At 72.5% G+C, this 25,813-nt stretch carries 27 protein-coding genes; 15 read left to right on the top strand and 12 right to left on the bottom strand.

Features of this window, described 5'->3' with window-relative positions; translation table 11 throughout:
• Positions 1–174: 174 nt before the first annotated feature.
• Both AB0C84_RS22410 and AB0C84_RS22405 read right to left on the bottom strand, forming a co-directional pair.
• On the bottom strand, positions 175–936 hold the full coding sequence (locus AB0C84_RS22410) for a phosphatase PAP2 family protein (protein ID WP_361069438.1): 762 nt from the start codon (positions 934–936) through the stop codon (positions 175–177).
• 111 nt (positions 937–1,047) lie between these two features.
• The gene (locus AB0C84_RS22405; protein WP_361069435.1) at positions 1,048–1,752 is read right to left on the bottom strand and encodes a DedA family protein; all 705 of its coding nucleotides are present in this window, start codon (positions 1,750–1,752) and stop codon (positions 1,048–1,050) included.
• 236 nt (positions 1,753–1,988) lie between these two features.
• Here AB0C84_RS22405 and AB0C84_RS22400 point away from each other — a divergent pair, with 236 nt between their 5' ends.
• The 4 genes from AB0C84_RS22400 (at position 1,989) to AB0C84_RS22385 (ending at position 6,730) form a co-directional block, all read left to right on the top strand.
• Positions 1,989–2,627, top strand: coding sequence for an HAD-IB family phosphatase (locus AB0C84_RS22400; protein WP_361069432.1), 639 nt, complete (start codon positions 1,989–1,991; stop codon positions 2,625–2,627).
• 107 nt (positions 2,628–2,734) lie between these two features.
• Entirely contained in the window at positions 2,735–3,208 is a 474-nt protein-coding gene (locus AB0C84_RS22395) for a helix-turn-helix transcriptional regulator (RefSeq protein WP_338743336.1), read from the top strand.
• A gap of 82 nt (positions 3,209–3,290) precedes the next feature.
• Positions 3,291–5,681, top strand: coding sequence for an excinuclease ABC subunit UvrA (locus tag AB0C84_RS22390; RefSeq protein WP_361069429.1), 2,391 nt, complete (start codon positions 3,291–3,293; stop codon positions 5,679–5,681).
• A 74-nt stretch (positions 5,682–5,755) separates the two neighbouring features.
• A complete protein-coding gene (locus tag AB0C84_RS22385; RefSeq protein ID WP_361069426.1) occupies positions 5,756–6,730 on the top strand; it encodes a hypothetical protein in 975 nt (324 codons plus the stop codon).
• Between the two features lie 13 nt (positions 6,731–6,743).
• Here AB0C84_RS22385 and AB0C84_RS22380 read toward each other — a convergent pair whose 3' ends face one another.
• The gene (locus AB0C84_RS22380; protein WP_308206475.1) at positions 6,744–7,790 is read right to left on the bottom strand and encodes a tyrosine-type recombinase/integrase; all 1,047 of its coding nucleotides are present in this window, start codon (positions 7,788–7,790) and stop codon (positions 6,744–6,746) included.
• 81 nt (positions 7,791–7,871) lie between these two features.
• Here AB0C84_RS22380 and AB0C84_RS22375 point away from each other — a divergent pair, with 81 nt between their 5' ends.
• Positions 7,872–8,330 (top strand): hypothetical protein, encoded by a 459-nt coding sequence (locus AB0C84_RS22375; RefSeq protein ID WP_361069422.1) that lies wholly within the window; start codon positions 7,872–7,874, stop codon positions 8,328–8,330.
• A 37-nt stretch (positions 8,331–8,367) separates the two neighbouring features.
• Entirely contained in the window at positions 8,368–9,075 is a 708-nt protein-coding gene (locus AB0C84_RS22370; protein ID WP_361069418.1) for a DUF72 domain-containing protein, read from the top strand.
• Here the strand turns inward: AB0C84_RS22370 and AB0C84_RS22365 are convergent.
• Together AB0C84_RS22365 and AB0C84_RS22360 are read right to left on the bottom strand one after the other, a co-directional pair.
• Positions 9,068–10,180 carry a serine hydrolase domain-containing protein gene (locus AB0C84_RS22365; RefSeq protein ID WP_361069415.1) on the bottom strand — a complete coding sequence of 371 codons (1,113 nt, stop codon included), beginning with the start codon at positions 10,178–10,180 and terminating at the stop codon, positions 9,068–9,070. The genes AB0C84_RS22370 and AB0C84_RS22365 overlap by 8 nt on opposite strands.
• Positions 10,165–10,686 (bottom strand): pyridoxamine 5'-phosphate oxidase family protein, encoded by a 522-nt coding sequence (locus AB0C84_RS22360; RefSeq protein WP_361069412.1) that lies wholly within the window; start codon positions 10,684–10,686, stop codon positions 10,165–10,167. The genes AB0C84_RS22365 and AB0C84_RS22360 overlap by 16 nt, the downstream gene beginning before the upstream one ends.
• A 336-nt stretch (positions 10,687–11,022) precedes the next feature.
• Here AB0C84_RS22360 and AB0C84_RS22355 point away from each other — a divergent pair, with 336 nt between their 5' ends.
• The 3 genes from AB0C84_RS22355 to AB0C84_RS22345 all read left to right on the top strand — a co-directional run bounded on the left by AB0C84_RS22355 (position 11,023) and on the right by AB0C84_RS22345 (position 12,689).
• A complete protein-coding gene (locus AB0C84_RS22355; RefSeq protein WP_361069409.1) occupies positions 11,023–11,460 on the top strand; it encodes a nuclear transport factor 2 family protein in 438 nt (145 codons plus the stop codon).
• 51 nt (positions 11,461–11,511) lie between these two features.
• Positions 11,512–12,033, top strand: a complete 522-nt coding sequence (locus AB0C84_RS22350) for a GNAT family N-acetyltransferase (RefSeq protein WP_361069406.1) — start codon at positions 11,512–11,514, stop codon at positions 12,031–12,033.
• Positions 12,034–12,113: 80 nt separating this feature from the next.
• Positions 12,114–12,689, top strand: a complete 576-nt coding sequence (locus AB0C84_RS22345; RefSeq protein ID WP_361069403.1) for a TIGR03086 family metal-binding protein — start codon at positions 12,114–12,116, stop codon at positions 12,687–12,689.
• A gap of 434 nt (positions 12,690–13,123) precedes the next feature.
• Here AB0C84_RS22345 and AB0C84_RS22340 read toward each other — a convergent pair whose 3' ends face one another.
• Both AB0C84_RS22340 and AB0C84_RS22335 read right to left on the bottom strand, forming a co-directional pair.
• Positions 13,124–14,005, bottom strand: a complete 882-nt coding sequence (locus AB0C84_RS22340) for a PhzF family phenazine biosynthesis isomerase (RefSeq protein WP_361069400.1) — start codon at positions 14,003–14,005, stop codon at positions 13,124–13,126.
• A 218-nt stretch (positions 14,006–14,223) separates the two neighbouring features.
• Positions 14,224–14,529 carry a DUF1330 domain-containing protein gene (locus tag AB0C84_RS22335; protein ID WP_361069397.1) on the bottom strand — a complete coding sequence of 102 codons (306 nt, stop codon included), beginning with the start codon at positions 14,527–14,529 and terminating at the stop codon, positions 14,224–14,226.
• A gap of 243 nt (positions 14,530–14,772) precedes the next feature.
• Here AB0C84_RS22335 and AB0C84_RS22330 point away from each other — a divergent pair, with 243 nt between their 5' ends.
• The 5 genes from AB0C84_RS22330 to cydC all read left to right on the top strand — a co-directional run bounded on the left by AB0C84_RS22330 (position 14,773) and on the right by cydC (position 21,366).
• Complete coding sequence (locus tag AB0C84_RS22330) at positions 14,773–15,126, top strand: helix-turn-helix domain-containing protein (protein WP_361069394.1); 354 nt, start codon at positions 14,773–14,775, stop codon at positions 15,124–15,126.
• Positions 15,127–16,007: 881 nt separating this feature from the next.
• Entirely contained in the window at positions 16,008–17,264 is a 1,257-nt protein-coding gene (locus AB0C84_RS22325) for a cytochrome ubiquinol oxidase subunit I (protein WP_361069559.1), read from the top strand.
• Between the two features lie 13 nt (positions 17,265–17,277).
• Positions 17,278–18,021 (top strand): cytochrome d ubiquinol oxidase subunit II, encoded by a 744-nt coding sequence (locus AB0C84_RS22320; protein ID WP_179848995.1) that lies wholly within the window; start codon positions 17,278–17,280, stop codon positions 18,019–18,021.
• 10 nt (positions 18,022–18,031) lie between these two features.
• Positions 18,032–19,657: a thiol reductant ABC exporter subunit CydD gene (gene cydD / locus AB0C84_RS22315; RefSeq protein ID WP_361069389.1), complete on the top strand. Its 1,626-nt coding sequence runs from the start codon at positions 18,032–18,034 to the stop codon at positions 19,655–19,657.
• Positions 19,654–21,366 carry a thiol reductant ABC exporter subunit CydC gene (gene cydC / locus AB0C84_RS22310; protein WP_361069386.1) on the top strand — a complete coding sequence of 571 codons (1,713 nt, stop codon included), beginning with the start codon at positions 19,654–19,656 and terminating at the stop codon, positions 21,364–21,366. The genes cydD and cydC overlap by 4 nt, the downstream gene beginning before the upstream one ends.
• Here the strand turns inward: cydC and AB0C84_RS22305 are convergent.
• The gene (locus tag AB0C84_RS22305; protein WP_361069383.1) at positions 21,312–22,916 is read right to left on the bottom strand and encodes a PLP-dependent aminotransferase family protein; all 1,605 of its coding nucleotides are present in this window, start codon (positions 22,914–22,916) and stop codon (positions 21,312–21,314) included. The genes cydC and AB0C84_RS22305 overlap by 55 nt on opposite strands.
• A gap of 28 nt (positions 22,917–22,944) precedes the next feature.
• Here AB0C84_RS22305 and AB0C84_RS22300 point away from each other — a divergent pair, with 28 nt between their 5' ends.
• A complete protein-coding gene (locus tag AB0C84_RS22300; protein ID WP_361069380.1) occupies positions 22,945–23,793 on the top strand; it encodes a methyltransferase domain-containing protein in 849 nt (282 codons plus the stop codon).
• A gap of 37 nt (positions 23,794–23,830) precedes the next feature.
• On the opposite strand, the gene AB0C84_RS22295 is transcribed toward AB0C84_RS22300, so the two are convergent.
• Genes AB0C84_RS22295 through AB0C84_RS22280 form a run of 4 tightly spaced genes read right to left on the bottom strand, consistent with a single transcriptional unit; the run spans position 23,831 to position 25,780 of the window.
• Complete coding sequence (locus AB0C84_RS22295; RefSeq protein WP_361069377.1) at positions 23,831–24,331, bottom strand: gas vesicle protein K; 501 nt, start codon at positions 24,329–24,331, stop codon at positions 23,831–23,833.
• Entirely contained in the window at positions 24,328–24,534 is a 207-nt protein-coding gene (locus AB0C84_RS22290) for a gas vesicle protein (RefSeq protein WP_258939748.1), read from the bottom strand. The genes AB0C84_RS22295 and AB0C84_RS22290 overlap by 4 nt, the downstream gene beginning before the upstream one ends.
• Positions 24,531–25,430 (bottom strand): GvpL/GvpF family gas vesicle protein, encoded by a 900-nt coding sequence (locus tag AB0C84_RS22285; RefSeq protein WP_361069373.1) that lies wholly within the window; start codon positions 25,428–25,430, stop codon positions 24,531–24,533. Before AB0C84_RS22285 ends, AB0C84_RS22290 begins: the two co-directional genes overlap by 4 nt.
• Complete coding sequence (locus tag AB0C84_RS22280; RefSeq protein WP_179850012.1) at positions 25,427–25,780, bottom strand: gas vesicle protein; 354 nt, start codon at positions 25,778–25,780, stop codon at positions 25,427–25,429. The genes AB0C84_RS22285 and AB0C84_RS22280 overlap by 4 nt, the downstream gene beginning before the upstream one ends.
• Positions 25,781–25,813: the final 33 nt, after the last annotated feature.

The following is a 25,813-nucleotide window of genomic DNA, read 5'->3' as shown; positions in this document are numbered from 1 at the left end:
GGGCCCGCACACCGAGCGGACGCCACCCCGCACCCCCGACTTCCGTCAGGAGCCGGGCACCCGCCGGACCCGGCCCGCGAACCCCGCAACGGGAACATGCGAACGGGCCGCCCCGGGCGGCGCCACAGCACCACCCGGGACGGCCCGCGAGAACCCGCCCGGCCCGAGGACCCCCTACCGCACAGGACCCCGCTGCGGCGGCACCCCGCCCATCACGTCCGGCATCGTCACCGACGCGTCGTCCAGCGGAGCGGACGCGCCCATCATCGGCGCCCCTGCGACCGCGGGCCGCGGCGTCCCGAGCGGCACCCCGAGACCCGGGCCCTCCGGCGCCGACGGACCCGCCCCCAGCAGCACGGCACCCGCCGCCCACCCCCGCAGCGCCTCCACCAGCGGCCGCGCCGCCAGCACCAGCACCAGCGCCGCCGCCGGCGCCACCACCACGCCCACCAGGAACCCCGCCGCCACATCATGCGGGTAGTGCACGCCCACGAACACCCGCGAGAACGCCATCAGCGCCGCCAGCGGCAGCACCAGCGGCGCCATCGCCCGCCACGCCACCACGATCGCCGCCGCCGACGCCGCCGCGATCGTCGCGTGGTTGCTCGGGAACGACCAGTCACCCTGCGCCGGGCACGCCGCGATGTGCACCGCGCCCGCCACCGCGCGGCACGGCCGCTCCTCCTGGATGAAGCTCTTGGACACCTCGCTCACCAGATACGCCGACACCACCGCGAACGGCGCCGCCAGCGCCAGCCCCATCGCCCGCGCCTCCAGGCCCCGGGCCCGCCACCAGCCCACCACGAACAGCACCGCGAACAGCAGCAGCCCCGCGTCCGTGCCCACGTCCGCCGCCTCGTGCACCCACGAGGGCGTGCCCTGCGCGAACTCGGTGATCTCCCGGTACAGATCGGCGCTGAAATCCGGCGCTCCCATGCTCTCCCTCACGCTCGCAGCGGCCCCGTGCCCGTCATCTGTCAGACACCGAAAAACCCGCTGATGTTCACCTTCCGGCCATAGGAGGACAACCCTTTCACCTTAGGGGGATCACTCGCCGGGCATTGGCCCCACTCGTGCGGCCGGCCTCCGCTCGCCCGGCCCCTGCCCCGACCCCATCACCCCAGCCCCCTCCACGGAGTCCTCGCGATCCCGGGCTCCGCGCCGGCGCCGCCGCGCGAACCGCACGGCCTCCACCGCCCCCGTCACCCCCAGCGCCAACCCGAGCCCGACCGCCACGCCCTTCAGCGGCTCGTCCTCGAACGCCACACCGCCCACATACCCCAGCAACGCCCCGTACAGAGCCCACGACACCGCCGCCACCGCCGCGAACAGCGAGAACGACCGCAACCGGTACCCCACCGCGCCCATCGTCAGCGTCACCGCCGTCCGCCCGCCCGGCACGTACCGCGCCACCACCAGGATCAGCCCGCCCCGCTCGGCCATCGTCCGCCGCGCCCATCCGAACGCCGCATGCCGCCGCGTCCCGGGCCGCGCCCCCCGCACCAGCCGCCCGCCCGCCCGGCGCCCTACCAGATACGACACATGATCGCCCAGGAACGCGCCCGCCGCCGCCAGCGCCACCACCGGCACCAGCTCCGGCCGCCCCGACGCCGCGTACACCCCCGCGGTGATCACCATGCTCTCGCTCGGCACCACCGGGAAGAACCCGTCGAGAAACGCCACCGCGAACAGCGCCAGATAGAACCACGGCGACGTCACCGCCGTGTCCACCACACCCATGAGTCCGTCCATGGCCACGACGCTAAGGAAGCGCCACCACCCGGCGGATCCCGCGTAAGACCCCGTTCACCCCCGACTTTCGGCAGGGGAGGAGCCCACCCCCACAGGAGCCAAGGACCACCACGCCCTCACCCCCGAGGACGACCCCCGCACCACCCGACCTCCCACCCGGCCACACCCCGCACCCCGCCCCCCCCGAAGGAAACGACTTGGCGTCCCGGCGCCGCTTCCACCACACTTCACACCCTGTGGGACACCTGCACATATTCGACATGGACGGCACCCTGCTCACCGGCACCACCGCCAACCTCGAGATAGCCCGCCACCTCGGCACCCTCCCCGAACTCCACGACCTCGAAGCCCGCTTCGCCGCCGGCACACTCGACACCCGCGGCTTCTCCACCGAGATCCACCGCCTGTGGCGCCACCTCACCCCCGCCGTCGTCGCCGCCGCCTACCGCGCCGCCACCTGGCTCACCCGCATCACCGACGTCTGCGCCGACATCCGCGCCCGCGGCGAGCACTCCGCCGTCATCACCATGTCGCCCGACTTCTTCGCCCACCACCTCCTCGACCACGGCTTCGACGACGTCGTCGCCTCCCGCTTCCCCCCGATGCCCTTCACCGGCACCCTCGACCCCACCGGAATCCTCACCCCCGCCGACAAGGTCCGCATCGCCGACGACCTCCTCGCCCGCCACCGGCTCACCACCGACCAGTGCACCGCCTACGGCGACTCCATGTCCGACGCGCCCCTGTTCCGCCACCTCACCAACACCGTCGCCGTCAACGCCGACCACCACCTCGCCGGAATCGCCGCCCTCGACTACCGCGGCACCGACCTCCACGCCGCCTACACCCTCGCCCGCACCCTCCACACCACCTGAACACCCCGCCCCACCACCCCGCACACGGCCGCTGACCTGGGGGAGCGGGACGACAAGACCCGCCCCACCGCACCCCCGACCCCGCCACCCATGGCACGATCACCCACGTGACCAGCAGACCCGCCGACCAGCACCACCTGCGCGACCTCGCGCTGCTGCGCCGCGTCCGCGACCGCATCGACCGCGACTACGCCCAACCCCTGGACGTCGAGGCACTCGCACGCGGCGCCAACATCTCCGCCGGCCACCTCAGCCGCCAGTTCCGCCAGGCCTACGGAGAATCGCCCTACTCCTACCTGATGACGCGCCGCATCGAACGCGCCATGGCCCTGCTGCGCCGCGGCGACCTCAGCGTCACCGAAGTGTGCTTCGCCGTCGGCTGCTCCTCCCTGGGCACCTTCACCACCCGCTTCACCGAACTCGTCGGCACGCCCCCCGGCGCCTACCGCCGCCAAGCGGCCCACGCCGCAGGACCCACCTCCTCCGGCACCGCCGTCGGCGTACCGTCCTGCCTGGAAAAACAGGTCACCAGACCGATCAGGAATCGAGAAGCCCCCACCGACACCCCACCCCTAACCTGAAACCCCACGGCACCCCGCCCGCACCCACGATCGGGTAGACAGGTGCCACCGCCACGCGCCCCACCCAGGGAGACACGACACGATGAGCAGGGCCACGAGCACGGACGCCCACCCGCCCGCGCCCCACGCCGCCGACAGCCACGACCTGATCCGCGTGCACGGCGCACGCGTGAACAACCTCAAGGACGTCGACGTCACGCTCCCCAAGCGCCGCCTCACCGTGTTCACCGGCGTCTCCGGCTCCGGCAAGAGCTCCCTGGTCTTCGGCACCATCGCCGCCGAATCCCAACGCATGATCAACGAGACCTACAGCGCCTTCGTCCAGGGCTTCATGCCCACCCTCGCCCGCCCCGACGTCGACGTCCTCGAAGGCCTCACCACCGCCATCATCGTCGACCAGCAGCGCATGGGCGGCGACGCCCGCTCCACCGTCGGCACCGCCACCGACGCCAACGCCATGCTGCGCATCCTGTACAGCCGCCTCGCCGAACCCCGCATCGGCTCACCCCAGGCCTACTCCTTCAACGTCGCCTCCATCAGCGGATCCGGCGCCGTCGCCTTCGAACGCGCCGGGAAGACCGTCAAAGAACGCCGCAGCTTCAACGTCACCGGCGGCATGTGCCCCCACTGCGAAGGCACCGGCACCACCAACGACTTCGACCTGACCGCCCTCTACGACGACACCCTCTCCCTCAACCAGGGCGCCCTCACCGTCCCCGGCCACAGCATGGACGGCTGGTACGGCCGCATCTTCCGCGGCTGCGGCTACTTCGACCCCGACAAGCCCATCCGCGACTACACCCCCACCGAACTCCACGACCTCCTCCACAAAGAACCCACCAAGGTCAAGGTCGAAGGCGTCAACGTCACCTACGAAGGCCTCATCCCCAAAATCCAGAAATCCGTCCTCAGCAAAGACCGCGCCTCGATGCAACCCCACATCCGCGCCTTCGTCGACCGCGCCGTCACCACCACCCCCTGCCCCGACTGCGGCGGCACCCGCCTCAGCGACACCGCCCGCTCATCGAAGATCAACGGCATCAGCATCGCCGACGCCTGCGCCATGCAGATCAGCGACCTCGCCACCTGGGTCCGCGCCCTCGACGAACCCACCGTCGCCCCCCTCCTCAAAGCCCTCGGCGACACCCTCGACTCCTTCGTCGAGATCGGCCTCGGCTACCTCTCCCTCGACCGCCCCTCCGGCACCCTGTCCGGCGGCGAGGCACAACGCACCAAGATGATCCGCCACCTCGGGTCCTCCCTCACCGACGTCACCTACGTCTTCGACGAACCCACCATGGGCCTGCACCCCCACGACGTCCAGCGCATGAACGACCTCCTCCTGCGCCTGCGCGACAAGGGCAACACCGTCCTGGTCGTCGAACACGAACCCGAGACCATCGCCATCGCCGACCACGTCGTCGACATCGGCCCGGCCGCCGGCACCGCGGGCGGCACCATCTGCTTCGAAGGCACCGTCGACGGCCTGCGCACCAGCGGCACCACCACCGGCCGCCACTACGACGACCGGACCCCCCTCAAAACCGACCTGCGAACCCCCACCGGAACCCTGCAGATCCGCGGCGCCAACGCCCACAACCTCCACGACGTCGACGTCGACATACCCCTCGGAGTCCTCGTCACCGTCACCGGCGTCGCCGGCTCCGGCAAGAGCTCCCTCATCCACAGCTCCATCCCCAAGGGCGCCGGCGTCGTCTCCATCGACCAGAGCCCCATCCGCGGATCCCGCCGCAGCAACCCCGCCACCTACACCGGCCTGCTCGACCCCATCCGCAAGGCCTTCGCCAAGGCCAACGGCGTCAAACCCGGACTGTTCAGCGCCAACTCCGAAGGCGCCTGCCCCACCTGCAACGGCGCGGGCGTCATCTACACCGACCTCGCCATGATGGCCGGCGTCGCCACCACCTGCGAGGAATGCGAAGGCAAGCGCTTCCAGGCCGACGTCCTCGACTACACCATCGGCGGCAAGAACATCAGCGACGTCCTCGCCATGCCCGTCGACCAGGCCGAACAGTTCTTCGCCACCGGCGACGCCCGCACACCCGCCGCCCACCGCGTCCTGCGCCGCCTCGCCGACGTCGGCCTCGGCTACCTCACCCTCGGCCAGCCCCTCACCACCCTGTCCGGCGGCGAACGCCAACGCCTCAAACTCGCCACCCACATGGCCGAGGACGGCGGCGTCTACGTCCTCGACGAACCCACCGCCGGCCTCCACCTCGCCGACGTCGAACACCTCCTCGGCCTCCTCGACCGCCTCGTCGACTCCGGCAAGTCCGTCATCGTCATCGAGCACCACCAGGCCGTCATGGCCCACGCCGACTGGATCATCGACCTCGGCCCCGGCGCCGGCCACGACGGAGGCCGCATCGTCTTCGAAGGCACCCCGGCACAGCTCGCCTCCGCCCGCTCCACCCTCACCGGCGAACACCTCGCCGCCTACCTCGAAACCTGACCCGAACGGGCGGGGGAGCGGCGCGGTCCGGCGCCCACCAGATCCAGTACGCCCACGATCAGTACTGTTCGCGCATGGGATGCTGGACCGCCTACCTCCTCCGCCTCGACGACGGCTCCCACCGGGAGATGGACGAGAAGTACGGCCGGTGGCACCTCACAGGGGCCGACGACCGCGCCGACCTCGTGAAACGGATCCTGACCGACGGCAGACCCGTCGACGGGGCACCGAAAACGGCACGGTCCTGCCAAGGCATCGCCCTCGACCTGCCCACACGCCGGTACCGGTTCTACAGCTGCGCCTTGAACATGCCGTCCGCGGGCGTCAGCCACCGCGAAAGCATGGCCCTGCGCCTGGCGGCGACACCGGGCTGGGAAGGCTGGGACGTCGCCCACGCCTGGGGCGGAGACGACGAACTCCGCCGCCTGCTCTTCCCCGGACTCCCACCCGAACCGGCAAAGACCGAGGCCGTAGAGATGAACCTGGCATCACGCGACTACTGGTTCGTCGACTGGGACCCGGACGCCCACCAGATCACAGTCCGCCACGACGAACTGATCGCCGACGCCTTCGCCCACGCCACCTGCCTCATCAGCGTCATCACCGCCGACGCGACCCTCACCCACTGGCAACTGACCAACACCATCGCCCCGCTACTGGCACACCACGGGGAATCCCTCCCCACCACCCTGGCCGCCAGCGCACCCTTCCCCCTGGCAGCCGAAGACGCCGTGACCGACGGCGCGGTCATCGACCTACCCGCCCGCCGCCTGCGCTACTGGACCACCGACACCATCCCGCCAGGGCTCATCGCACAGATGGAAACCACCTGGCCCGGCTGGAAAGTCGAACGGCTCGCCTGGGGCCACCTCGGCCACCTCGCCGCCATCGGACACCACCCCGACGGCCTCAGCATGACGGACACCGAACTCCGCGACGCCCACTGGGACGACCAGCTGATCACCATCAGGAACCACGCCCGCGACACCCTCCCCACCGAACCACGCCGCCTGCGTTCACCGACCGTGCGCGTCATCGACCAAGGATGAGAACCGCCCCACCTCAACCACCCCGCCGGCCCTCCACCGGACCCAGCAGCGGATGCACCCGCATCGCCGCCTCCAACTCACCCGGAAGCTCATCCCGATACCGGCCCAACGTCGACAGATCCGCATGCCCCAGCACCCGCCGCACCGCATCCATGTCCGTCGCCGCCGCCAGCAGATGCGTCGCCGTCGTATGCCGCAACCCATGCGGCGTCACACTCCGCCGCCGCCCCCCGTCCACCCGCTCCAGCACCCGATCGATCACACCCTGCACATCACCCCGCGCCAACCGCCGCCCCCGCCACGACAACAGCAACGCCTTCGGCTCCCGCCCCCGATCCAGCAGCCCCCGCCCCTCCGCCAGATACGCGTCCAGCACCTCCGCCACCGGACGGGGGAGCGGCACGTCCCGCGTCCGCCCACCCTTACCGAAGATCCGCCAATACCGCGTCCCCCCGTTGACGAAGAAATCCTCCACATTCGCCCCCGTCAACTCCGACACCCGCGGCCCCACCGCCGCCAGCAGCAACACGACCAGCCCGTCCCGCAACTCCGTCCGCTGATCCGCACGCCGCCGCGCCCCCGCCCCACCGGCACCCGCCTCCGGCTCCTCCGCCAGCCCACGCGCCGCCCCCAGCAACCCCTCCGCCTGCTCCACCGTCAACGCACGCCGCTCCGCCCGCAACCCACCCCGCTGCTTCGGCCGCACCGTCACCGCCTGCATCGGATTCAACTGCACCCACCCCGCCACCACCGCATGCCGGAAGAACGCCGACACCGAACGCCGGAACCGCGCCTGCGACGCCGCACTCTGCAACGGCGCACCCCCCGCCACCACGGGCCGCGCCCCCCGACGCCGCCGCTCATCGGGCTTGCGCGCGAACCTGAGCAGAACCTCATCCACGTCCTCGCCCGTCAGATCGTCCAGCACCCGACCCTCACCCGCCAGCGCCGCGAACGTCACCACGTCCCGCACGTACACCTCCGCCGACGCCGGCGCCAGCGCACCCGTCGACGCCTTCGCACGCACCATCTCCGCATAACGATCCACACACTCGGCCACGGACACACGCTGAACATCGGCAGGACGCACCCGCCGGACGCTACCCCCCGCCACCGACAGAACCCCCGTAAGATCGACAACATGGGGGACCGGGCACTGTTCGACCAGATCAGCGAGATCGTCCGCGGCTCCACCCCACCCCGCCTCGGCCACCCCCACCTCCACGTCCGCCACAACGGCGTCAAAGTCTGGTTCGGCGACCCCGCACCCCAGCGCGAGCACTACGAAGCCCAGATCATCCCCGCCGCACTCGCCCCCGGCGCACACCACCACGCCATCGAGATCGGCTTCCACGCCGAACACCCCGCCGAACCCGACAACCAGGCCGCCCTCACCCACCTGCTCACCACCGAACCCGCATGGCGCGCCGACCTCGGCGACGACCCCCGCACCGGCCCCTTCCTCGGCCGCACCACCTGGCGCCGCATCTCCGAGACCTGGCCCGACACCGACCTCACCGGCCCCGACATCCCCTTCGAGATCGGCGTCCGCCTCGTCGACTACATCCGCGCCCTGGAACCCCACCGAAAACGGGTATGACCACCCGCACGCGTCCACCGGACAGGGGAGGGGGCCCGTGCTCATCGGCACATCGGGATGGCAGTACACCGACTGGCGCGACGTCCTGTACCCGCCCGGCCTCGCCCAACGACACTGGCTGCGGCACTACGCCGACACCTTCGCCACCGTCGAGAACAACAACGCCTTCTACCGCCTCCCCACCCGCGAGACGTTCGAGCACTGGCGCGACGACACCCCACCCGGTTTCGTCATGGCGGTCAAAGCCAGCCGCTACCTCACCCACATGAAACGCCTCAAGGACCCGGCGGAACCGGTCGCGCGCCTCATGAACGCCGCCCGCGGCCTGGGGGAGCGGCTCGGCCCCGTCCTGCTCCAGCTCCCACCCACCCTGCAGGCCGACACCGACCGCCTCACCGCATGCCTGCGCCGCTTCCCGAAAGGCGTCCGCATCGCCGTCGAACCCCGCCACCCGTCCTGGTGGACGGACCACACCCGCCGCGCCCTGGAACACCACGGCGCCGCCCTGTGCTGGGCCGACAGCCTCGGCGAGGCGCAGACACCCCTATGGCGCACGACCGACTGGCTCTACCTGCGCCTGCACGAGGGGCCCGCCGAACCCTGGCCGGAGTACGACGACGAGACCCTCCAACGCTGGGCGGACGAGCTCGGCGGGGTAGAGCAGGACGCCTACGTCTACTTCAACAACGACCCCGGCGGCGCCGCCGTCCGCAACGCCCTGCGCTTCACCGACCTCATCAGGTGAGCACCGACGCGGTCAGGTCCGCGAGCCGTTGCGCGGTGTCGAAATGGGGAGTGAGACGCGTCTTGGTCAACGCGAAAGAAGTACCGGTAGCCACCTCGGCATAGACGTAGCTGCCGCCACCACCGACCCAACCGAACGCGGTAGGCGTCTCATCCGGCCGGGTACCGACGCGGCCAAGCGGAAAGCCCAGCCCCAACCGCACGCGATTACCGAAGACCCGGTCGGTGCCCTCGAAGGCCACCGCCGTCAACTCCTCCAACTGGCGTGAACCGACGAGCCGACCGTCCAGGACCGCGGCGTTCACGGCGGCCATTCCCCGCGCGGTGAACGTGCCGACCGACGGGACGTCCGCCTGGAGGATCTCGTGGCTGTTGCCCATGGCCGCAGTCGGCTGCAACTCCCAGGGCGCAAGAAGGGCATCGCCGCCAGGCGGAACGTCCGGGGGAGAGGCCGGGGGAGGCACGGCGTCCTCGAGTCGCGCCAGCCGGGCCAGCTCGGTTCGGGGGACACCGAAATACAGGTCACCCTCGATGCCCAGCGGCACGGTGACCCATTCACGCACGAGCTGCCGCATCGTCTTGCCCGTGGCCCGGCGGGCGACCTCGCCGACCAGGAAGCCATAGGTGAACGAGTGGTACCCCGTCTCAGCCCCGGGCCGCCACCGCGGTTCGGCGTCGGCGATCGCGGCGCAGACCCGCGACCAGTCGGCCAGGTCACCGGGACCGATGCCCCGAGGCATCCCCGGCACGCCGACCGAATGCGTGAGCACGTGCCGGAAGGTCGCGGCCGCCTTGCCGTGGGCACCGAACTCCGGCCACAGGTCGACCACCGGCGTGTCGTACCCGACGGCACCGGACCCGACGAGCAGGTGAGCGATGAGCGACGTCATGACCTTGCCGGCGGAGAAGCTGAAGAACGGGGTCTCCGAGGTCACCTCGCGCCCGGTCTGGCCGTCCGCCACGCCGGAGACGGCATCGACGACCAGAGCGCCGCGGTGGTAGACGGCCACCTGCAGGCCCGTTTCGGCTCCGGTGCCAACGAGCTCGTCGAGGACGCTCTGAACCTTCTGTTGCAGTGAGGCCATCGCCGTCACCTGCTCGGCCACGTGTAGCGGGTCTGGCTGGCCACCGGCAGCTTGCCGAACGCGAAACCGACAGTGGGCGCGACTCGGTACAGCCTCACATCACCGGCGACCACGGCCTCGCCCAGCCCGTACCAGGTGCCCTCGGGGCTGGTCAGATGCGCGCCGTACTTCCGCTCGAAGTCCGCGACGGCCTGTTCACGATCCGACCGCTCGTCCACCACGGACGCGAGGCCCTCAATGACGACGTCCACGCCGGTCAGGGCATTCGTGCCGGTCGTCAGCGCGCACCGGGGATTGTTCTCAAGATTGTGCGCCTTGCGCTCCTGGCCACCCGTGGTGAAGCACAAGCCGCCCAGGCTCCAAGCCGCCAGCAAGGGCGTCACGTGCGGCCGCCCGTCCGGCCGCACCGTGGAAAGCCAGAACACCTCCGCCTCACCGAGCACCGCCAGGGCCGACGCCCACGGCGTCGCCTGCGCGTTCGGAGACGAGAAGGGCCCGAGCTCGGCATCGGGTTCACGGTCGAACATGTCACATCCTTTGATCATGATCCTTGGCGGGCGCCGCGCCGGTGACGCAGCCGAGCCGACCCGGCACATCCTCCGGGCAGGTGGTACACCCCACCCAGGTGATGACCCGAATGCGCCGGGAAACTCATCGGCCCGCACGCACGGCGCAGCAGCGATCCGACCGCATTTCTCAAACCGTACAGAATCCAGCTTCTGTCCGGTTTAAGGGCGAAAGGGGGCGAAACCTCGCGCGGAGGAGAGGTGGCGTTATCCATGACGTGGGAGGTCATCGCCTCGGCATCGCTGGCGCTGGCAAGGTCGGAGGTCGAGCCGAACCCACATCACTGGAGGTCGACCATGTCCGAACACAGGACGCCGACGAGCACGCGCGCCGTCGTGGAGGAGCTGCTGCGCCGGATCGGCGAAGGCGCCCCCGAGCGGATCGCCGCCATGTATGCCGAGCGCAGCGACTGGAAGCTGGACTGGCCCGAGGCGGAGCACGGCCGCGCCGCCACGCCCTGGATCCGGCACCGGGCCAGTCGCGCCGATGCCGCCACGCACTACCGGCAGATCGCCGAGCATCACGTGCCCGAGAAGGCGGACACGCAGGTGGAACGCATCCTGGTGGACGGCGATGACGCGGTGGTGCTGGGCGAGATCAGGTTGACGGCCAGGCCGACCGGGCGCGCCTATCGCGCCCGGTTCGCGCTGCACCTCACAGTCGAGGACGGTCTCGTCGTCCGGCACCACGTCTACGAGGACAGCCTTGCCGTCGCCCAGGCCTTCGCGCCCTGACCGGGGATCGAGCCGTTTCCGTCGGCGCCGAACTTGGGTCAGACTGGCCCGGTGGATGATCTCGCGGAGCCGCCGCGCCTGGTGCCGCCCACGGCCGAGGTGCGCGAGTCGTTCCTGGCCGGAGAGAAAGCCGACCATCTGGCGACCGGCGATCCCATGGACTGGCTGGACGAGGCCGACCGGGACTTCGAGGCGTTCGTGGAGCACCGGCGCGGTGTCCGGGAACGCTGGGGCGTGCCGTCCACGACGTTCTGGTACGTCTCGGGCGAGCACTACATCGGGACGCTGATCGTGCGGCATCGCCTGACGCCGGAGCTCGCCGAGGTCGGCGGGCATATCGGGTATCACGTCGTGTTCCCGCGGCGGAGGCGAGGTCACGCCACGCGGATGCTCGCGGCGGGACTGGCCGAATCTCGCCGGCTCGGCCTGGAGCGCGTTCTGCTGACGTGCGCCGTCGACAACGAGCCGTCCCGTCGGGTCATCCTCGCCAACGGCGGCGTCCACGACGGACGCGCTCGCGGAGAGGATCGCTTCTGGATCGACCTAGCCGAGCGCGCGGCGCGCACCGCGTGAACGCGCCGCATGGTGCGTCGATTGCCCCGCTTCCTCCAGGTCTGATCGTTGGTCGATAATGCACATTATGTTAAGTAGAGGTGGTTCGGGTGGTGCCGGAGCGGTTCGTTCACGCGTTGGACGTCTTCGAGGCGGTGCTGGCCGCGACACCCGCGGATCGGTGGCTGTCCCCCTCGCCGTGCGAGGGCTGGGCGGCGGTCGACGTGGCCGGACATGTGACGGCCGGGCTGCTGGTGGTCGAGATGCGGGCCGCCGGTCGTCCGCTGCCTGAGGACGATCCGGACTGGCGCGAGGTCGCCGGGGCCGACCCGCTGGCGTCCTGGCGGCAGGCGCGGGCGCGGATGACGGCCGAGCTGACGCCTGAGGCGCTGGCGCTTCCGGTGCGGTTGGCTCTCGGGCTGGAGATGACGTTGGGCGAATGGCTGGAGGGTTATCCGCTGGAGCTGCTCGTGCACGCGTGGGACCTGGCCCAGGCCACCGGGCAGTCGGTCGTCTTCGATGCCGATCTGGTCGCTCCCGCGCTGGAGACCGCGCGGCAGATGGCGCCCGGCGGTCGTGAGGCGGGCATGCTGGGGCCCGAGGTCGCGGTCCCTGAGGACGCGGGCGACCAAGCGCGCTTGCTGGCGCTCTTCGGCCGCTCCCCTGCGGGTGCGTGAGGTCAGCGGGTTTCGCTACGGAGAGTGACGATGTTCGTGCTCGGCCGGGTCCTCTCCCCCGTCGTTCTCCCGGCGCGGGGGGCGGGCTCGCTCCGGTCAGGGTGTGGGCATGCGCCGACGACATTGATCTTCACCTGAGGCGCGGCTCGCGCGGAGGCTGTACGGCTACGCGTTCCTCGAGGATCTCGTCCTTCTGCACCCGGTGCTGTTCACCGAGCCCGGGCACTCCCCCGCTACCGTCTCGTCGTCGTTGGTGATCCGGTCGGTCAGAGCGTTCGCGCTGGCGCTATCGTCCGGTTTGTGGGCGGATGCGTTCTCGCGGCGGTTGCTGTTGGTGGCCGCTCCCCTGCTAACGGGTGCGGGTTGGCCCGCGAGAAGGATCGGACCGGGTTTTGACGGCCCCAGCCCCCTCACGGATCGCAAGGGAGGACGGTCTAGTCGTCGCCTCGGGGTCCGTCACGGATCACCGCCAGCCCGCCGACCCGGGTCGTGATGCCCGCCGGCCCGCGTCGGGCCGAGGCGAGCACGCTGGCCGGTCGACCGAGGGTGTCACCCTGCTCCACCTCGATCGCGACCGTCTGTGCCCCTGTCGCGTCGAGCAGGTGGGCGGCCAGGCAGCCGGTGCTGTTGGCGTTGGCGACGTCCTCGTCGACACCGATCGCTGGCGCGAACATCCGCGCCGCACCTGGCCGGTCGCCCACCGGCGGGACGTACACGAAACAGCCGAGGAGCCCGTACCGCTGGCACGCCGCTGTCAGCCTGCCGAAGTGTGGGCGGACCCGGAGCAGCGCCGACCGGTCGTGGACCGGTACCAGCATGCGTGGTGCGCCGGGCGCGGCGATCCGTGGCGCGTCGGTCGGATGCAGATCGTCCGCGGTGAGCCCGAGCGCGGCGCTGATCGCGGCGCGCTCGTCCGGTGCCGGGTGACGCAGCGCGACGAGGCCCTGGTCGAACCACACCTCGATGCCGGTGGGGCGTCGGATCGCGACGGTGTCGAACGTGCGCCCGCCGGTGTGTTGGCGGTCGTTCAGTTCGTCCAGCGCGGTGCGGGTCAACCGGACGGACTGCGCGGCAACGGTGCCGTGGCCGCAGCCGGAGAGTTCGGCGGTGGCGGTGAAGAACCGGACCGGCCGGCCACCGTCCGGCGTCCGCCCCGGGCCGAGGAACGCCGCGTGCGAGGTGCCGGCCGCAGCAGCGACCGCACGTCGGTCCGCGTCCGTCGCCGCCGGGTCGTCGTCGGTGACGGACGTGGGGCTACCGCCCCGGCCGTCGCGCCGCGCGCATGCATCAACCACCGTGACATCCGGCCAGGACATCGGCCCACCTTCGACGCTCAACTGACGCTCAACGAACCGGCAGCCGCGAACGGCGTCCGCCGATAGCCGGGTCTGGCCGCAACGGCCGACCGAACGCGTCCCGGAGCGTACCGTCCTGTCTCATCCGGTGCCCTCCTGCACCGGATAGTGGATGATGATGCACCGCCGGTGGCGTGCGTATCAGGTGACGGATGCTCAGCGATGGCTGGGCCCGCCGGTCAATCGATGCCTTCGATGATGCGGAAGTCGCGCTCGACGCCGTCGGGGAAGGCCGCCAGCGCCTTCTGGTACGCCTCGCTCTCGTATGCCGCGACGGCCTTTTCGAAGCTGTCGAACTCGATCAGAACGACGCGTTGCGTGATTCCCGCCTCGTAGGCGACGACTCGACCGCCACGGGACGGGAGGAGGGACAGGACCCGCCCACCCCCAGCCTGGACAGCCGGACCGGCCAGCTTGTCGTAGGCAGTCAGCCTCTCAGGGTCGGAATTGGCGGGGTAGACACTGACCCAGTAGCCCTTGGCCATGGAAACCTCCTGTGTTCGGACGGACGTGTCCCGACTTCGAATTGACGCTCAGATCGATCGATCCCGGAGACCGGAGCGCCGGGCGTTTGTGAGGACGTGCCGATGCGGCCTGGTTCGGCTCTGCCGCCCGCGGCTGCCGGTTCACGTCCCGGTGAAGCCTCGCTCGGTGCTTCGGAAATCGAATCGATGGGATCCACGATAGTGTGTCGGATATCGAAGCAGCAAGAGGGGACGGTACGACGGATGGCGGCACCCAGGCCGGGACGGGCGGTCCGAGGGTCGAGCACCGGCCGGCCACTGATGGCCGCCCTCGACCTGTTCGGTCGCAGGTGGAACCTGCGGATCGTCTGGGAACTGCGAGACGGGCCGGTCGGGTTCCGTGCGTTGCAGGAGCGCTGCGACAACATGTCCTCCAGCGTGCTGCGGCAACGGCTGACCGAGCTGCTCGACGCCTCCGTCGTCGAGCAGCTTCCGGACACCACCTACGCCCTCACCGAGCTGGGCCACAGCGCCCGCCGCGCGCTGCGCCCGCTCGTCCGGTGGTCCGAAGAGTGGGCCGCGACCCTCTCCCCCGCCGATTCCGAAGACACCCGCTAGCGCTTCTGAAATCGAAGCCCTAGCTCGTTCGGCCCGCGAGGAGGCCGAGTGCAGCCATCAGCGGTAGGCGCCAGCGGTTAGCTGCGAGTGCCTCTGCTGAGGTCGTGTGTGGTGGCCGGGAGGGCGACGCGCCTGGCGTACTCGCGGTGGGCTTTGCACTGAGCGGTGGCGCCGACGAGGGGGTGGCAGCGGCCCAGGAGTCGGTGGTGCACGGTGGGCGAGGGCGGCGATGGAGGTTCCGGCGGAGTAGGCGGAGCGGACGCTGGCGGTGTCGGCACCCGCGCCGGTTGCCCTCGGCTTGGGCGGCGCGCAGTCCGTCGGAGGTCATTTCCCACTGCAGGTCGCGTTGGAGTTCGCCGGCCGACGCAAGGGTTTGGGCCATGAACTTGACCGTGGCCGGCAGTCGCCGGTGCGGGGGTGGCGGGCGGTGAGGTCCATGGTGGAGAACGCGCCGTCGTGGATGCGCAGGGCGGGACGGGCGGGCGTGTAGGACGTCGAAACGTCCAGGATGCGCTGGTTGCCGCGCACCCGGCGGAACATCTCGGATATGTGCGGGTGTCGCCGGTCCGCGCGTAGGCGAGCAACTCGCCGAAACCGGGCGCTGGAGCGGGCGGGTGGCAGGGCGCGGGCGACGGTGATGGTGGTGCAGTCCACCGCCGCGGGCTGTGCGCCGGGTCGCGGTGGGCAGCGGCGGTGCCTTAACTGCGGGTTGCGGTCGTGCTGGGGTTGGGGGCTCGGTGTGGCGGTGTACATCCGGAGGCGTAGGCGACGGGTGGTCGGTACGCGAAAGGCGCATGGCGGTTGAACGCTCTCGCCGGATTCGCGGGTGGCGGGTGCGGGCCGAGGATCGTGGGGTCGTTGCGGATCGATTCTTGGAGCGTGTGCTGATGGGTGCGGACCCGCTGGTTCTGGCGCGGGTGCAGTTCGCGTTGACGGCCGGCACGCATTTTCTGTTCGTGGCGCTGACGCTCGGGTTGGCGACGCTGGTGGCGTTGACGCAGACGCGTGCGGTGGTGTCGGGCAGTGCGGTGCATGCGCGGATGGTGCGGTTCTGGGGGCAGCTGTATGTCATCAACTATGCGGTGGGGATCGTCACCGGGTTGGTGATGGAGTTCCAGTTCGGGTTGAACTGGTCGGGGCTGTCGCGGGTGACGGGGAACGTGTTCGGGGCGCCGTTGGCGCTGGAGACGATCGTGGCGTTCTTCGTGGAGTCGACGTTCCTGGGGTTGTGGATCTTCGGGTGGGATCGGCTGAACCGGTGGGTGCATCTGGCGCTGATCTGGGTGGTGACGTTGACGGCGTATCTGTCGGCGTACTTCGTGCTGGTGGCGAACGGGTGGCTGCAGCGTCCGGTGGGGTTCGTGATGGTGGACGGTGTGGCGCGGCTGGACGACGTGGGGGCGCTGCTGGCGAATCCGACGGCGTTGCTGGCGTTCTTCCATGTGCTGTTCGGGGGGTTGCTGACGGCGGGGTTCTTCATGGCGGGGGTGAGTGGTTTTCATCTGCTGCGGCGGACGGCTGAGGTGGAGTTCTTCCGGCGGTCGATGCGGATCGGGTTGCTGACGGTGATGGTGTCGGTGATGCCGGTGGTGGTGTTCGGCGGGGTGCAGTTCCAGTACGCGCAGCCGACGAAGACGGGCGGGAGCAAGGCGGCGGCCGCGGTGGCGGATTTCACGGCGCGGTTCGGGCCGGACGACTATCGGGCGCCGGTGCTGGCGGGGGTCGGCGAGGCGGTGATGGTGACGGCGTGGTTGCTGATGCTGCTGGTGGCGGCGGTGGCGTTGGTGAAGTTCCCGTTCGGGCGGTGGCTGGTGCGGGGGCGGGTGTTCCACGTGCTGATGATCGCGGCGGTGCCGCTGCCGTATGTGGCGATGCTGGCGGGGTGGGTGTTCCGTGAGGTGGGGCGGCAGCCGTGGATGGTGTACGGGGTGCTGAAGACACGGGACGCGTTGTCGCCGGGTGTGGGGGCGGGGGCGATCACGGTGTCGTTCGTGGCGTTCTCGGTGCTGTTCGCAGTGCTGTTCGGGGTGAACGCGTGGCTGCTGGCGCGGTTCGCGCGGCGGGGGCCGGAGGGTGCGGGGCTGGGTGCCTCTCCCCCGGCGGAGCCGGCCGCGCCGTTGATGAGCCCGACGTTCTGACTGGAGCCTGGTGATGGATTCTCTCGCGGTGGTGTTGCTGGCGGTGTTCTCGGCCGGCTATCTGGTGCTGGCGGGCGCCGATGTCGGGGTGGGGATGCTGCTGCCGTGGCTGGGGCGGGACCAGCGGGAGCGGCGGTTGGTGATCGCGTCGTTCGCGCCGTTCTTCCTGGGCAACGAGGTGTGGCTGGTGGCGGCGGCGGGCCTGGTGGCGGGCGCGTTCCCGGGGCTGGAGCACGGGCTGGTGGAGGAGCTGTATCCGCTGTTCGCGGTGCTGCTGTTCGGGTGGGTCGTGCGGGACATGGGCCTGTGGCTGCGGGGCCGGGTGGACGCGGCGGCGTGGCGTGGTGTGTGGGACGCGGCGATCGTGGCGGGGAGTTGGGCGCTGGCGCTGGCGTGGGGGTCGGTGCTGGGGTCGGTGCTGGCCGGTGGCGGGCTGGGTGTGGGGAGCGTTGCGGGGTTGCCGTTGGCGGCGCTGTTCGCCTGGCATGGTGCGGGTTTCGCTCGTTGGCGCCTCCCGGCGGGGCTGGCGGAGCGTGCCGGGCGGGTTCCGGCGCGGTACGGGTTGTCGGCGCTGGTGATGGCGGGGGCGCCGGTGGTGGCCGGGGTGCAGGTGGAGTGGTCGCGGGTCGTGGCGGAGGGTGCGGGGCTGACGATGACGGCGGTGGTGACGGTGGTGGTGCTGCCGTTGCTGCTGGCGTCGCAGGCGCTGGTGTGGTGGACGTTCCGGGGGCGTGTGGAGTCGCCCTCGTACCTGTAGGCGGGTCGGGGTGAAGGGTGTCGAGCGGCGTTTGCTGCGGTTGGTCGCCGGCCGGGTGATGGTGCTGCTGGTGGTGTTGGCGGCGGGGCAGGGTGTCCTGCTGGTGGTGCAGGCGGAGTTGCTGGTGCGGGCGGTGGCGGGTCTGGATGCGGGGCCGTTGCCGTGGCTGGCGGGAGTGGTGGCCGGGCGGGCGGTGCTGGCGTGGGTGGTGGCGCTGGTGGCGGGCCGGGCGGCGGCGCGGGTGAAGCGGGATCTGCGGGGGGCGCTGCTGGAGAGGGAGGCGGGTGATGCGGGGGCGCGGGTGACGTTGCTGACGCGGGGGTTGGACGGGGTCGATCCGTTCTTCACGGGTTATGTGCCGCAGGTGGTGGCGGCGTGTGTGGTGCCGTTGGTGGTGCTGGTGCGGCTGGTGGCGGCGGATTGGGCGTCGGCGCTGGTGGTGGCGGTGACGGTTCCGCTGGTGCCGGTGTTCGGTGCGTTGGTGGGGATGCGGACGGCGGCTTTGACGGGCCGGCAGTGGGGGCTGCTGCACCGGTTGGGCGGGCATTTCCGGGACGTGGTGGCGGGGTTGGGGACGTTGCGGGCGTTCGGGCGGACCGGTCATCAGTCGGTGGTGGTGCGGGAGCTGGCGGGTGAGCATCGGCGGGCGAGTGTGCGGGCGCTGCGGGTGGCGTTCCTGTCGTCGCTGGTGCTGGAGCTGGTGTGCGCGTTGTCGGTGGCGTTGGTGGCGGTTCCGGTGGGGTTGCGGTTGCTGGGCGGGGAGATGGCGCTGGTGACGGGTCTGCTGGTGCTGGTGTTGACGCCGGAGGTGTATCTGCCGTTGCGGGCGCTGGGGCAGCGTTTCCATGCGAGTGCGGAGGGTGTGGCGGCGGCGCGGGAGGTGTTCGCGGTGCTGGACGCGCCGCCGGTGTCGGGGTTCGGGGGCCGGGCGGTGGTGGGGGCGGGGGCGCCGGGGATCGTGCTGGAGGAGGTGACGGTCCGGTATCCGGGTGCGGCCGGGGCGGCGTTGGATCGGGTGTCGCTGCGGGTGGGGCCGGGTGAGCGGGTGGCGGTGACGGGGCCGTCGGGGGCGGGCAAGTCGACGTTGCTGCTGGTGCTGGCGGGTTTGGTGGCCCCTGATTCGGGGCGGGTGCTGGTGGACGGGGTGGATCTGGCGGAGCTGGACGGGGAGGCGTGGCGGGCGCGTGTGGGGTGGGTGCCGCAGCGTCCGCATCTGTTCGCGGCGTCGGTGGCCGACAACGTCCGGCTGGGTGATCCGGGTGCTGGGGTGGAGCGGGTCGAGGAGGCGGTGCGGGCGGCCGCGGCGGATTTCGTCGGGGAGCTGCCGGAGGGGTTGGCGACGGTGCTGGGTGAGGGCGGTGCGGGGTTGTCGGCGGGGCAGCGGCAGCGGCTGGCGATCGCGCGGGCGTTCCTGTCGGGGGGGCCGGTGATGCTGCTGGACGAGCCGACGGCGCGGCTGGATCTGCACAGTGAGCGGGTGCTGGTGGATGCGGCGGTGCGGTTGCTGGCGGGGCGGACGGCGGTGCTGGTGGCGCATCGTCCGGCGTTGCTGCGGGCGGCGGATCGGGTGGTGCGGCTGGAGGGCGGCCGGGTGTGCGCGGTGGCCGGTGGTCGTGCGGGTGAGGAGGCGGCGTGAGGGGGGTGTGGGGTGCGGTGCGTCCGCACGCGGTGCGGCTGGTGGCGGCGGGTGTGGCGGGGGCGGCGGCGGAGCTGTGCGGGCTGGGGTTGGTCGCGGCGGCGGCGTGGTTGGTCGCGCGGGCGTCGCAGCGTCCGGAGTTGGCGGCTTTGTCGGTGGCGATCGTGGCGGTGCGGGGGTTCGCGTTGGCGAAGGGGTCGCTGCGGTATGTGGAGCGGCTGGCGGGGCATGACGCGGCGTTGCGGGTGCTGGCGGAGTTGCGGGGGCGGGTGTTCGACGCGTTGGCGGCGGCGCGTCCGGGGGCGCGGCGGGTTCGGGACGGTGACGCGTTGACGCGGATGGTGTCGGATGTGGACGCCGTGCAGGATCTGCTGCTGCGGTGCGTGCTGCCGGTGGCGGCGTCGGCGGTAGTGGGTGCGGCCGGGGTGGGGGTGTGTGCGCTGGTGGAGGCGCCGGCGGCGGTGGTGCTGGCGGTGGGTCTGCTGGTGGCGGGGGTGGTGCTGCCGGGGGCGGCGGCGGTGGCCAGTGGGCGCGCGGCGGCGCGGATGGCGGACGGCCGTGAGGTGTTGGCGGTGCGGGCGCTGGACGTGCTGGAGGGTGCGCGGGATCTGGCGATGTTCGGTGCGTCGGCCCGGTTCGGGGAGCGGGCGCGGGGTGCGGTGCGGGGGCTGGAGCGGGCGGAGCGGTCGGCGGCGCGGGTGTCGGCGGTGGTGGGTGCGGCCGGTTTCGTGGTGCAGGGTGTGACGGTCGCGGCGGTGGTGTGGGTGGGGCTGGGTGCGGGTGTGGGCGAGGTGGGTTCGGCGGTGCTGGCGTTGACGGCGCTGGTGGCGGTGGAGTCGGTGCTGCCGCTGGCGGGTGCGGCGCAGCGGTTGCGGGAGGTGGTTCCGGCGGTGCGGCGGGTCGGGGCGGTGCTGGCCGCTCCCCCGGCGCCGTGCCCGGCGGGTGCGGTGGCGGTGCCGCGGGGGCCGCTGGAGGTGGAGTTGCTGGGGGTGCGGGTCGACTACGGGCGCGGGGTGGCGCTGGACGGGGTGGATCTGCGGGTGGGTCGGGGCCGGCGGGTCGCGGTGGTGGGGGCGAGCGGGGCGGGCAAGAGCACGCTGCTGGCGGCGGTGTCGGGTGATGTGCCGGTGGTGTCGGGCGCGGTGCTGCTCGGTGGGCGGGACGTGGGCGGGTATGCGCCTGGGGAGGTGCGGGCGGCGGTGCGGGGGCTGGCGCAGGACGCGCACGTGTTCGCGGCGTCGGTGCGGGCGAATCTGCTGCTGGCGTGTCCGGACGCGGATGAGGCGCGGTTGTGGGCGGCGGCGGAGCGGGCGCGGTTCGCCGAGGTGGTGCGGGTGCTGCCGGACGGGTGGGAGACGGTGGTGGGGGCGGGTGGGCGCGGCCTGTCGGGCGGGCAGCGGCAGCGGCTGCTGCTGGCGCGGGCGCTGCTGGCCGATCCGCCGGTGCTGGTGCTGGACGAGCCGGCGGAGGGGCTGGATCCCGTGGTGGCGGACGAGGTGACGCGGGGGCTGCTGGAGGCCCCGGGCGGGGGGACGCTGCTGCTGGTGACGCATCGGCTGGCGGCGCTGGGGTCGGCCGATGAGGTGGTGGTGCTGGATCGGGGGCGGGTGGTGCAGCGGGGCCGGCACGAGGAGTTGCTGGCGGTGGCGGGCGCCTACCGTGACCTGTGGGAGGCCGAGTTGTTGGCGGCCCGGGCGGTGGCGGCCTGATGTCCGCCGCGGCGGCCGGTGCCGGTGGTGAGGTGGTGGAGGGCGCGGGCGAGGTCGGCGATGGCGTCGGGGATGGCCGAGGTGGGGGCGGCGGCGTAGCCGAGGACCAGGCCGGGCGGGTGGGGGCGTTGCGCGTGCCATGACAGCGGGTGGGTTTTGACGCCGAGTTCCAGCGCCGCCGCGGCGAGGTCGGTGTCGTGCAGGCCGTCGGGGAGGCGGCCGGGGAAGGTGACGGTGAGGTGCAGGCCGGCGGCGGCGCCGTGCACGGCCGACGCGGGCAGGTGCGCGGCGATGGCTTCGATCATCGTGTCGCGGCGGCGGCGGTGGCGGCGCCGGAGCAGCCGCAGGGTGCGCTCCATCTCCCCCGAGTTCATCAGCTCGGCGAGGACGAGTTGCGGGAGGGCGGCGTTGCCGAGGTCGGCGAAGCGTTTCTCGGCGACGAGGGCGTCCAGGTGCCGGGGCGGCGGCAGGATCCAGCCGATGCGCAGGGCGGGGGCCAGGAGTTTGGAGACGCTTCCGGCGTAGTAGGCGCGGTCGGTGAGCAGGGAGCGCAGTGCGGGGACGGGGGGCCGGTCGTAGCGGTGCTCGGCGTCGTAGTCGTCCTCGATGACCAGGCCGCCTTCGGCGGCCCAGCGTGTGAGGTCGCGGCGGCGGTCGCCGCCGAGCACGGCGCCGGTGGGGAACTGGTGGGCGGGGGTGAGCAGGACGGCGGGGGCGCCGGTGGCGCGCAGGCGGTCGACGCGGATCCCGGCGGTGTCGACCGGGACGGGCGGGGTGCCCATCCCCCAGTGCGCCAGATGCTGGCGGACGCCGAGGGAGCCGGGGTCCTCCACGGCGATCCGGTCGATGCCGTCGCGGGCCAGGACGCGGGTGATGAGGCCGAGCGCCTGGGCGGTGCCGGCGACGATGACGATTCCGGCGGGGTCGGTGCGGATGCCGCGGTAGCGGGCGAGCCACGCGGCGACGGCGAGGCGCAGTGCGGGGGTGCCGCGGGGGTCGCCGTAGCCGAGGCCGGCGGCGGGCAGGTCGCGCAGGACGGTGCGTTCGGCGCGCTGCCAGGCCGTGCGGGGGAACGCGGCCAGGTCGGGCAGCCCGGGCGACAGGTCGATGCGGGAGGGCTGGTCGCGCAGGACGTCGAACACGTCCGCGCCGGGCCGTGGCGGGAACGGCGCGGGGGTCGGCGGCGGGGCGGAGGCCTCACGGGAGGTGCCAGTGGTGCCGTGCGGGGGCTGGGCGGGGGGTGCCGGGGTGAGGGGCGCCGCGACGACGATGGTGCCGGCGCGGCCGCGTCCGGTGAGGTGGCCCTCGTCGGCGAGGCGCTGGTAGGCCTCGGTGACGGCGCCGCGGGAGACGCGCAGTTCGGCGGCGAGGACACGGGTGGCGGGCAGGCGGGCGCCGACGGGCAGGCGGCCGTCGGCGACGGCGTCGCGGAGCCGTCCGGCGAGCCAGTCGGCCAGCCCGCCGGGCGGGGCGTCGGCGGGGTCGAGCTGCAGGAAGTCCGACCCGCGCGTTATGGACCCGTCGTGTTCGCCGTCTTTGGATCTGTCCATCAGGCCATTGTGCGGCCACGGTGGACCCATGGACACCACGACGGAGAGCACGTCGGAGAGCATGAGGGCCGGCGGCTACGTGCACGGGTACTCGGGGCGGGAGGCGCGGCGGCTCGGCGACCAGGCCGACGCGCTGGCCGCGCTGCTGCACGAGGGGACCGCCTACCCGGCGGGCAGCCGGGTGCTGGAGGCCGGCTGCGGTGTCGGGGCGCAGACGGTGCACCTGGTGGCGCGGTCCCCCGGCATGCGGCTGACGGCCGTGGACCTGTCACGCGCGTCCCTGGACCAGGCCCGCGCCCGCGTGCGGGCGTCGTTCCCGGAGGCGCGGGTGCGGTGGCGGTGCGCCGATTTGCGGGACCTGCCGTTCCCCGACGCGGCGTTCGACCACGTGTTCGTGTGCTTCGTGCTGGAGCACGTGCCCGACCCGCGCGGGGCGCTGGAGGCGCTGCGGCGGGTGCTGCGGCCCGGGGGGACCCTCACCGTCATCGAGGGCGACCACGGGTCGGCGTTCTTCCACCCCGACAGCGCGCACGCGCGCGCCGCGATCGCCCATCAGGTCGCGTTGCAGGCGGCGGCGGGCGGTGACGCGCTGCTCGGGCGGCGGCTGGGGCCACTGCTGGGCGAGGCCGGGTACGGGCGGGTGGAGGTCGTCCCGAGGACGGTCTACGCCGACGGGGCGCGGCCCGAGCTGGCGCGGGCCTTCACCCGCGACACCTTCACCGCGATGATCGAGTCGGTCCGTGACGAGGCGGTCGCGGCCGGGCTGGCCACCCCGGCCGACTTCGACCGCGCGGTGGCCGACCTGCGCCGCGCGGCGGGCCCCGAAGGCACGTTCCACTACACCTTCTTCAAGGCGACCGCCGTGAACGGGCGGTGACCGCCGCCCCGCGGTGACCGCCGCCGGGCGGGGCGGGTCAGTGGTCGGGCAGGAGCGGGCCGAGTGGGCCCAGGTCGAGGTTGAGGTCGTGGTCGTCCAGGTCGAAGTGGTCCTTGAGCCGGGTCATGGCCTCGTCCAGGCGCATCAGCGCCAGGCCCAGGTCCTCGACCTGCTGGTCGGTGAGGTCGCCGCCCTCGGCGCGGCGCAGCGCCTGCCGCTCCATGAGCTGCCGGATCAGTTCGACCAGGGTCAGGACGAGCTTCACCAGGTCGCGCTCGACGGTCTCGGGGTCCGAGCGCAGCCGCTGCATCGTGCGGGAGGAGCGCTCCCGCAGGTCCGCCTCCCGGACGGGCGCGGCGCGCACCGGGGCGTCCCCGGAGGATTCGGTGCGTCCGGCCAGGATGTCGTCGGTGAACGGGTCCCCCGGGGCGGGGTCGTGCACCGACACCTCCCCGCTCACCGGTTCGCGGGTCCCCCGCTCGCGGTCGCCGCGCGCGGGGGTGTCGCGGCCGGGGATGTCGCGGTCGGGTCGGCTCATGGTCGTTCCTCCTCGGGCAGCAGCTCGTCGCGGACGGAGGTGATCAGTGCCCGCAGGGACACCTCCACCAGGTCCACGCCCGCGATGGAGATGACCAGGTCGCCGGTGATGACGACGCCGCCGGCCAGGAGCCGGTCCAGGAGGTCGACCAGCGCGATCCGCTCCATCGGGGCGTCGCGGCCCTGGTCCAGGACGGCGGTCACACCGCCCCCGGCTCGATGAAGGAGTAGGGCGGCCAGGGCCCGGTCACCTCCACCTCGATGCCCGCCAGTCTCTCGGCGGCCGCGCGGGTCACCGCGAGGAACCCCTCCACCTGCTCCTCGTCCAGCAGGTAGGCGACGTTGAGGATCTGGGTGCCGTCCCGGCCCGACAGCCGCGGGTCCTGCGGCGGGTGGTGCCGGGACGCGACGGCGTGGTCGGCGAGTTCGGCGTGCACCGCGTCGGCCTGCTCGCCGACGCGGCGCCCGGCGTCGGCGCGGCGTCGGCGCTCCTGCTGCCGGCGCCGCAGGTACGCGGTTCCCACCCCGCCCGGCGAGGCGTCGCCGGGGGTGTGCGCGGGGGCGGGGCCGGTGGGGGGCTCGGCGCCCGGCGCGAGCCCCCCACCGGGGTCGGTGGCGTCCTGGCCGGTGTCGCCGCGCAGCAGCGCGGGATCGGCGTAGGCCTTCACGCCCCACTCCGAGCGGCCGGCGATGAGGTCCAGGACCTCGGTGAACCGGCCGCCCTCGTCGGTGAGCACCTCGGCGACCCGGGCGTCGTCGCGGTAGATGGTCGCGATGCGCACCGGTGCCGTCGGGGCGGCGTGCGCGGCGCGGTCGACGACGTCGTGGTGGGCGCGGGCGGTGGCCTCCAGCCACTCCAGGTCCTCCAGGTTGGCGCGCAGCGCCGCCTCGCCGTACTCGGCGAGGCGGACGGTGCTGACCAGCGCGGTCAGCCCGGCGGCGGCCACACCGCGCACCGGCGCTCCGGCCACCCCGGTGGTGTCGCCCAGGGCGGCCGCGTCCAGGCCCCGCGCCACCCCGTACAGGTAGACGCCGGTGTCGGCCGGGCCGGCGGTGCCGTGGGCGCCGGCGGTCTGGCCGGCGAGCCCGGGAGCGGTCATGATGAGGACTCCTTCCCGTCTCCGGTCCGTTCGGCGGCGCCGTCGGCGCCCGCCTCGAGGGCGGCCAGGCGTTCGCGCAGGCGCCGGTTCTCCTCCTCCAGCTGCTCGCGGTCGCCCTGGCCGTCCACCTCCTTCTGCCGGGCCTTGGAGGACAGGGACGGGTCGTGCTCCCACCAGTCGATGCCCATTTCCTTCGCCCGGTCCACCGACGCGACCAGCAGCCGAAGCTTGATCGTCAGCAGTTCGATGTCCAGCAGGTTCACCCGGACGTCTCCGACGATCACGATCCCCTTGTCGAGGATGCGTTCCAGCAGGTCGGCCAGGTTGGCGCCCTGCCGCTCCCCGGCCATCGACCGCGACGGGGATCGCTGGCCGGTCCAGGA

The sequence above is a fragment of the Actinomadura sp. NPDC048955 genome, assembly GCF_040649435.1.
Classification (GTDB): domain Bacteria; phylum Actinomycetota; class Actinomycetes; order Streptosporangiales; family Streptosporangiaceae; genus Spirillospora; species Spirillospora luteofluorescens.
This window is presented reverse-complemented; position numbering and strand designations above follow the sequence as displayed.

Excerpts from the sequence above, each read along its gene's own strand:
- AB0C84_RS22295 (WP_361069377.1), bottom strand. The coding sequence starts at position 24,331 with ATGAGCCGACCCGACCGCGACATCCCCGGCCGCGACACCCCCGCGCGC.
- AB0C84_RS22285 (WP_361069373.1), bottom strand. The coding sequence starts at position 25,430 with ATGACCGCTCCCGGGCTCGCCGGCCAGACCGCCGGCGCCCACGGCACC.
- AB0C84_RS22330 (WP_361069394.1), top strand. The coding sequence starts at position 14,773 with ATGGCGGCACCCAGGCCGGGACGGGCGGTCCGAGGGTCGAGCACCGGC.
- AB0C84_RS22385 (WP_361069426.1), top strand. The coding sequence starts at position 5,756 with ATGGGATGCTGGACCGCCTACCTCCTCCGCCTCGACGACGGCTCCCAC.
- AB0C84_RS22410 (WP_361069438.1), bottom strand. The coding sequence starts at position 936 with ATGGGAGCGCCGGATTTCAGCGCCGATCTGTACCGGGAGATCACCGAG.
- AB0C84_RS22335 (WP_361069397.1), bottom strand. The coding sequence starts at position 14,529 with ATGGCCAAGGGCTACTGGGTCAGTGTCTACCCCGCCAATTCCGACCCT.
- AB0C84_RS22360 (WP_361069412.1), bottom strand. The coding sequence starts at position 10,686 with ATGTTCGACCGTGAACCCGATGCCGAGCTCGGGCCCTTCTCGTCTCCG.
- AB0C84_RS22405 (WP_361069435.1), bottom strand. The coding sequence starts at position 1,752 with ATGGACGGACTCATGGGTGTGGTGGACACGGCGGTGACGTCGCCGTGG.
- AB0C84_RS22355 (WP_361069409.1), top strand. The coding sequence starts at position 11,023 with ATGTCCGAACACAGGACGCCGACGAGCACGCGCGCCGTCGTGGAGGAG.
- AB0C84_RS22305 (WP_361069383.1), bottom strand. The coding sequence starts at position 22,916 with ATGGACAGATCCAAAGACGGCGAACACGACGGGTCCATAACGCGCGGG.
- AB0C84_RS22340 (WP_361069400.1), bottom strand. The coding sequence starts at position 14,005 with ATGTCCTGGCCGGATGTCACGGTGGTTGATGCATGCGCGCGGCGCGAC.
- AB0C84_RS22320 (WP_179848995.1), top strand. The coding sequence starts at position 17,278 with ATGGATTCTCTCGCGGTGGTGTTGCTGGCGGTGTTCTCGGCCGGCTAT.
- AB0C84_RS22375 (WP_361069422.1), top strand. The coding sequence starts at position 7,872 with ATGGGGGACCGGGCACTGTTCGACCAGATCAGCGAGATCGTCCGCGGC.
- AB0C84_RS22300 (WP_361069380.1), top strand. The coding sequence starts at position 22,945 with ATGGACACCACGACGGAGAGCACGTCGGAGAGCATGAGGGCCGGCGGC.
- AB0C84_RS22280 (WP_179850012.1), bottom strand. The coding sequence starts at position 25,780 with ATGGCCGGGGAGCGGCAGGGCGCCAACCTGGCCGACCTGCTGGAACGC.
- AB0C84_RS22390 (WP_361069429.1), top strand. The coding sequence starts at position 3,291 with ATGAGCAGGGCCACGAGCACGGACGCCCACCCGCCCGCGCCCCACGCC.